The organism is Ureibacillus terrenus (assembly GCF_006569205.1).
In the GTDB taxonomy this organism is placed as follows: domain Bacteria; phylum Bacillota; class Bacilli; order Bacillales_A; family Planococcaceae; genus Ureibacillus; species Ureibacillus terrenus.
This window is the reverse complement of sequence record NZ_VIGD01000038.1, coordinates 1-4,953: the sequence shown is the minus strand read 5'-3', so window position 1 is coordinate 4,953 and position 4,953 is coordinate 1. Positions and strand designations below refer to the sequence as shown.

6 protein-coding genes are annotated in these 4,953 nt (G+C 35.0%); 1 reads left to right on the top strand and 5 read right to left on the bottom strand.

What is annotated here, in order from left to right:
* Positions 1-442: 442 nt before the first annotated feature.
* The 5 genes from FKZ59_RS14030 to FKZ59_RS14010 all read right to left on the bottom strand — a co-directional run bounded on the left by FKZ59_RS14030 (position 443) and on the right by FKZ59_RS14010 (position 3,770).
* Positions 443-1,219, bottom strand: a complete 777-nt coding sequence (locus FKZ59_RS14030; RefSeq protein ID WP_181733311.1) for a sulfite exporter TauE/SafE family protein — start codon at positions 1,217-1,219, stop codon at positions 443-445.
* A 68-nt stretch (positions 1,220-1,287) separates the two neighbouring features.
* On the bottom strand, positions 1,288-1,515 hold the full coding sequence (locus FKZ59_RS14025) for a sulfurtransferase TusA family protein (RefSeq protein ID WP_016839193.1): 228 nt from the start codon (positions 1,513-1,515) through the stop codon (positions 1,288-1,290).
* A gap of 67 nt (positions 1,516-1,582) precedes the next feature.
* On the bottom strand, positions 1,583-2,710 hold the full coding sequence (locus tag FKZ59_RS14020; protein ID WP_141603363.1) for an MBL fold metallo-hydrolase: 1,128 nt from the start codon (positions 2,708-2,710) through the stop codon (positions 1,583-1,585).
* Positions 2,711-2,794: 84 nt separating this feature from the next.
* Entirely contained in the window at positions 2,795-3,190 is a 396-nt protein-coding gene (locus tag FKZ59_RS14015; protein ID WP_016839191.1) for a DsrE/DsrF/DrsH-like family protein, read from the bottom strand.
* Positions 3,191-3,209: 19 nt separating this feature from the next.
* Complete coding sequence (locus tag FKZ59_RS14010; RefSeq protein WP_141603362.1) at positions 3,210-3,770, bottom strand: sulfurtransferase TusA family protein; 561 nt, start codon at positions 3,768-3,770, stop codon at positions 3,210-3,212.
* Between the two features lie 740 nt (positions 3,771-4,510).
* On the opposite strand from FKZ59_RS14010, the gene FKZ59_RS15265 reads away from it, so the two are divergent.
* A complete protein-coding gene (locus FKZ59_RS15265; RefSeq protein WP_390309326.1) occupies positions 4,511-4,747 on the top strand; it encodes a DUF3953 domain-containing protein in 237 nt (78 codons plus the stop codon).
* The last annotated feature ends 206 nt before the right edge of the window (positions 4,748-4,953 follow it).

Sequence of the window (4,953 nt, the reverse complement as noted above, 5' to 3'; positions counted from 1 at the left end):
GTGACTTCCTCCTTATGGATTTTTGTGGTTTGGTCACTTCAAAATTCTACAAATAAGGGGTGAAGTCCTTTTTTATGCTTTAGAAAACCTTATGACTCTTGGGTTGAAAAATGTGCAAAATGCTCAATATTAAAATTAAATTAATGCAACACTAGTGAAAATTAGATTATCTCTCAAAAATCTTCTATTAATAAGTTCTTAAACATACAAAAAGACCGTCAAAGTGACGATCTTATAGTATTATTTAGAACGGACGCTAGATAACACCAATCATCACGAAGCGTATGGATAAAGGAAAAAATTGGTGCTGGTTTATCGCCAACACCCATTTTCTTCTTTCTATTTATTTATTATTAAAATCTAGCTCATAATACCTTTGGGAAGTCTAATATTTTTTTGATTGATTTAATAAGATTTTTCCCTTTGTCCATGTAACTTGCTTTTATAGTATATCCATCCATACTTTAATAGCTGTACCGATAATGAGAATTGCTAGAATCCACTTCAAAATAGAAGTGTTCATTTTTTTACCAACCTTCACTCCTAAAGGAGAAGCAATGATACTTGCGACAATCATAATAATGGCTGGCAAGTAATCTACTTGCCCTGTTGATAGTTTCCCTACTGCACTTCCTATCGATGAAATAAACGTAACAGCTAAACTTGTTGCAATGGTCATGCGAGTTGGTATTTTTAATACGACAAGCATTATCGGTACAAGGAGGAAACCACCGGCTGCTCCAACAATCCCTGAACCAATTCCCACTATGAGAGATAAAATCGTTGCAAGTAGTTTATTGAAAGTGACTTGTTCTAACGGGATATCATCAATTTGCTTCTTTGGAATAAACATCATAATTCCGGCGATTAACGCCAAGATTCCGTATACAATGTTAACACCTTGTTCCGAAAAATAGGATGAACCAAAACTTCCGATGATACTTCCTATTAAAATTCCACTTCCCATATAGAAAATAAGGGATTTATTTAAATAGTTACCTTTTCGATATGCCCAAACACCAGCAAGAGAAGCAAAGAATACTTGTACAGCACTTATCCCAGATACCTCATGAGCTGTAAATGCGGTAAAGCCTAATAAAGAAGGGATATACAAAAGCATTGGATATTTAATAATCGATCCACCAATTCCAACCATCCCTGAGATAAATGACCCAACAAATCCTATTGCAAATATGGTTAGAATCCAAGCAATGTCCATGTTGATACCTTCTTTCCAGAAGAGGTGACACCCTCTCCCGAATGTCACCTCTCCTCTTTATCGATTCGTTATCCCTTTTTAATAATGAATTTGATTACATCCGCTTCAATCGATTGATCTAATATTTCATGTCCACTTGATTTAGCCCAAGCAGGAAAGTCAGATAGTGCGCCTTTGTCTGTCACATGCACTTCTAACACTTGACCTGTCGCTAACGTATCCATTGCTTTTTTTGCCCGTACAATCGGGAGTGGACAAGATAATCCTTTTGCATCTAACACTTGATTGACTTCCATTTCAAACGCTCCTTTTTAATTCTCATTAAAAAGGGGGAGTTTATCATTCTCCCCACCTGTTTCATAATTAACGTACCGCACAACGGTTTGGACCGATTTCCATTTCCATTTGTTCTTCTTCGTCTGGTGTCAATTTCCCCATATTTACTTGACGAATTTCTTGGTATGCATTTGGTTGTGGTGGCAAGTTTTCTGTTACTGTCTTACGGAATTCTTCTTCACTTTCAATATTTAAACCATGGTTTTCCGCAAATAGATTCCCTAAACGTTTTGCAACTGTTCCATCTTCATTCAACTCATCAATAATCATGAAGTGTGCAGGCAATACAATTAAATCTTCCGCTAACTCACGATAACGGCGATAAAGCGTTTCGCGAAGATCGCCTACCCAATCCTCAGCACGTCCTGCTAAGTCAGGTCGACCGATGGAATCAATGAATAAAATATCTCCTGTTAATAAATACTTGTTATCTACGATGAAGGAAGTTGAACCAATTGTATGACCTGGTGAATACAGAGCGCCTACTTCAATTTTGGAATTCCCAACCTTCACTGTTAAACCATCTTCCAATGGATTATATTCATAAACCACCTCATCTGCATCTTTTGGTGGTAAATAATATTTCGCCCCTGTTTCCTTTGCAATATGGCGTCCTCCGGAGATGTGGTCCGCATGTAAGTGTGTATCAAATACGTGGGTAATTTCCACATTTTTTTCTTTCGCAAAGTTGATGAACACATCTTTAAAACGAACTGCGTCAATAATGGCAGCTTCACCATCAGAAATGACCATATAAGATAAGCAGCCTTTCCCTAGACGAACAAATTGATACAATTCACCTCCATTAGTCAAATCACCTATTTTAATCGGCTCGAGGTAAGAGCTCCAAGCTTTCATACCACCCTCAAGGTAGTACACATCGTATCCTGCATCTGAAAGCATTTCCGCAACCATGACAGAAGAGCCCTCTTTCGCACAAACAACTAAAATATCTTGATCGGACGGTAATTTTGGAAGAATTTTTTCCACACCATCTAATAATTCAAAGTAAGGCACATTTAAATATTCAAATCGGTGTCCTTCAATTTTCCAATCTTCAAAATCATCTCTGTTTCGTACATCTAAAATAAATAATGGTTGATTTTCGATTACTTTACGAGCTACTTGTGCTGATGTCATTTTTTGAACTGCCATTCCACTTACCCCCTGCAGGTATATTTTTGTGATATGAAGTGGAAGAGTAATCCCTTCCACTAAAGAATGGAATAAAACAAATGATTAAAACGTTAATGTTGGTGCAGCATCTTTTGCAAACTCAAGGAATGTAACTGCGCCACCTACATCAATTCCATCAATAAAGTCTTCTTTCGTTAAATTCATAACATCCATTGTCATTTGACAAGCGATTAATTTTACTCCCATCTCTTTTGCCATTTCTACTAATTCCGGAATACTCGGAACATTTGCTTTCGCAAATCCTTCTGCATAATGTTCTTTTCCTTCTGGAAGTGGCAATTGTTTCATCGCTTCTTTATGAATCAAGTTCAGACCCTCAAATGTAAAGAAGATTGCTACTTCTTTCTCTGTAGCAGCTGCTGCCGTTGCGATATTAAATACCTTATATGCATCAAATAATCCACCATTACTTGCAATAATTGCAACTTTATTAGACATTTTTCAAACCCCTCCGAATTTATAATTTTTTTATTAAATCGCCTTTCCAAGCACTCATTCCTGGTAAGACGTTATAAACTTTTGTAAAACCTTTTTCTACTAATTTTTGAGCAGCTAAATCACTGCGTGTACCTGTTCGACAAATGACATAGATTTCCTTGTCTTTGTCTAATTCATCTAAACGGTCTTCTAATTCCCCCATTGGAATGGATATGGAGCCTTCAATATGACCAAAAGCGTATTCCACTTCTTCTCGAACATCTAGAAGAATTCCGCCATTTTTCACTCGACTCAGAACTTCATCATTCGAGATTGTATGTTCAAATTTCTTTTCAACAACTTGCTCATTACATTTACGAATGTAATGAAACAGCACGCCATTTTCTTCAAACATACCGATATATTGATGTCCAACGCTGTCACACCATGCTTTTAAGTCGGCAATCGAACCTTTATCGGTCGCTTTCACTTCTAATACTTGGCCTTCCTCGATTCCTTCCATTGCCTTTTTCGTCTTCACAATCGGCATTGGACATGAAAGCCCCGTACAATCTAACTGTACATGTGCTTTTATCGACATCTTAAAACCTCCAAATACCTAATAGGGTATTTTATTTTAGAAAAATTTTTTTGTTGAATATAAAATCAAAAATTTGCCGTCATGGAATCTTTTTCTTCATGTATGAATAAATATTTTATTACATAAATTGTTTTTTCTTCTAATGTTGAATAGAACTCCAACACAAATTAGAGCAAAACTTGAATTGACAGCAATACATTATCTTAAGATAGATGATTTGAAACCTCCTTTTCCCTTTCTTTGTTACTCCAACGATATCATATACCCATTAGGGTATAATGTCAACACTTAAATATTATTTTTACTGTTTTTAAAAGATTAACTAAAATTTCCAATACTTTTGTACAATTCCGTAAAGGAAATGTAGCCCTTAAAAGAAGGGAATTCTCTATTCAAGTCGTAAAATTGTTGATGGTAATTAATTTTTGTAGTGTTTGGCAATTAAGGTTATGCATAAATTTTTGCATATTTGACGCTTTACATGGTGGTGGGCATGATAGGCTACTTTGCCTTGCAAAGTCCAAATATAATTATGGCTTGCCCCCTTTGCAAGAAATCATGCCCGCAAAGGCTCCATGTCAAGCGATTATAGATGTGAATAATTATTCAAGGTATCGAATAAATTTAATTGCCATTTCATGCATTTTTAATCGCCCAAAACAGTAAAATTGGAAAAATATCAAACTTTATTGAAAAATCATATATTTTTTAATTTCCTTTATTTATCATTCCACTTAAGGGTGATACGATTGAAATGGCTAAAAATATTACTTGCTTTAATTGTAATTGGAATTTCATCATACGGCTTAGTCACGAATGATTATTCATATAACTTCTTGTCTATTTTCTTCCTCGGGGTATTTTTCTTAATATTGGGGTTTGAAAACTTGAAGAATAAAAAAAGTCAAGGGGTTAGCATTTTTTCTATCATTGTGTCGATATTTTTGTTTTTCGTAACATGTATTTCATTCTTTTAAATTGTAAACGCTAAATCCTTTTTTATATTGACAAAAACACAATAATTTCTACGCCTTTTCTTTCACATAGCTGTCTTAATTGTGTATGGCAAAATAAAAGTGGCTCTTACGTATATTTGGTGAATGCCTTCCTATCATCCCTGTTGGAGATTTTTATTGTTTTATTAAAATAATAATTAAAGTCTATAGAGAACCCTTTTTTCTAA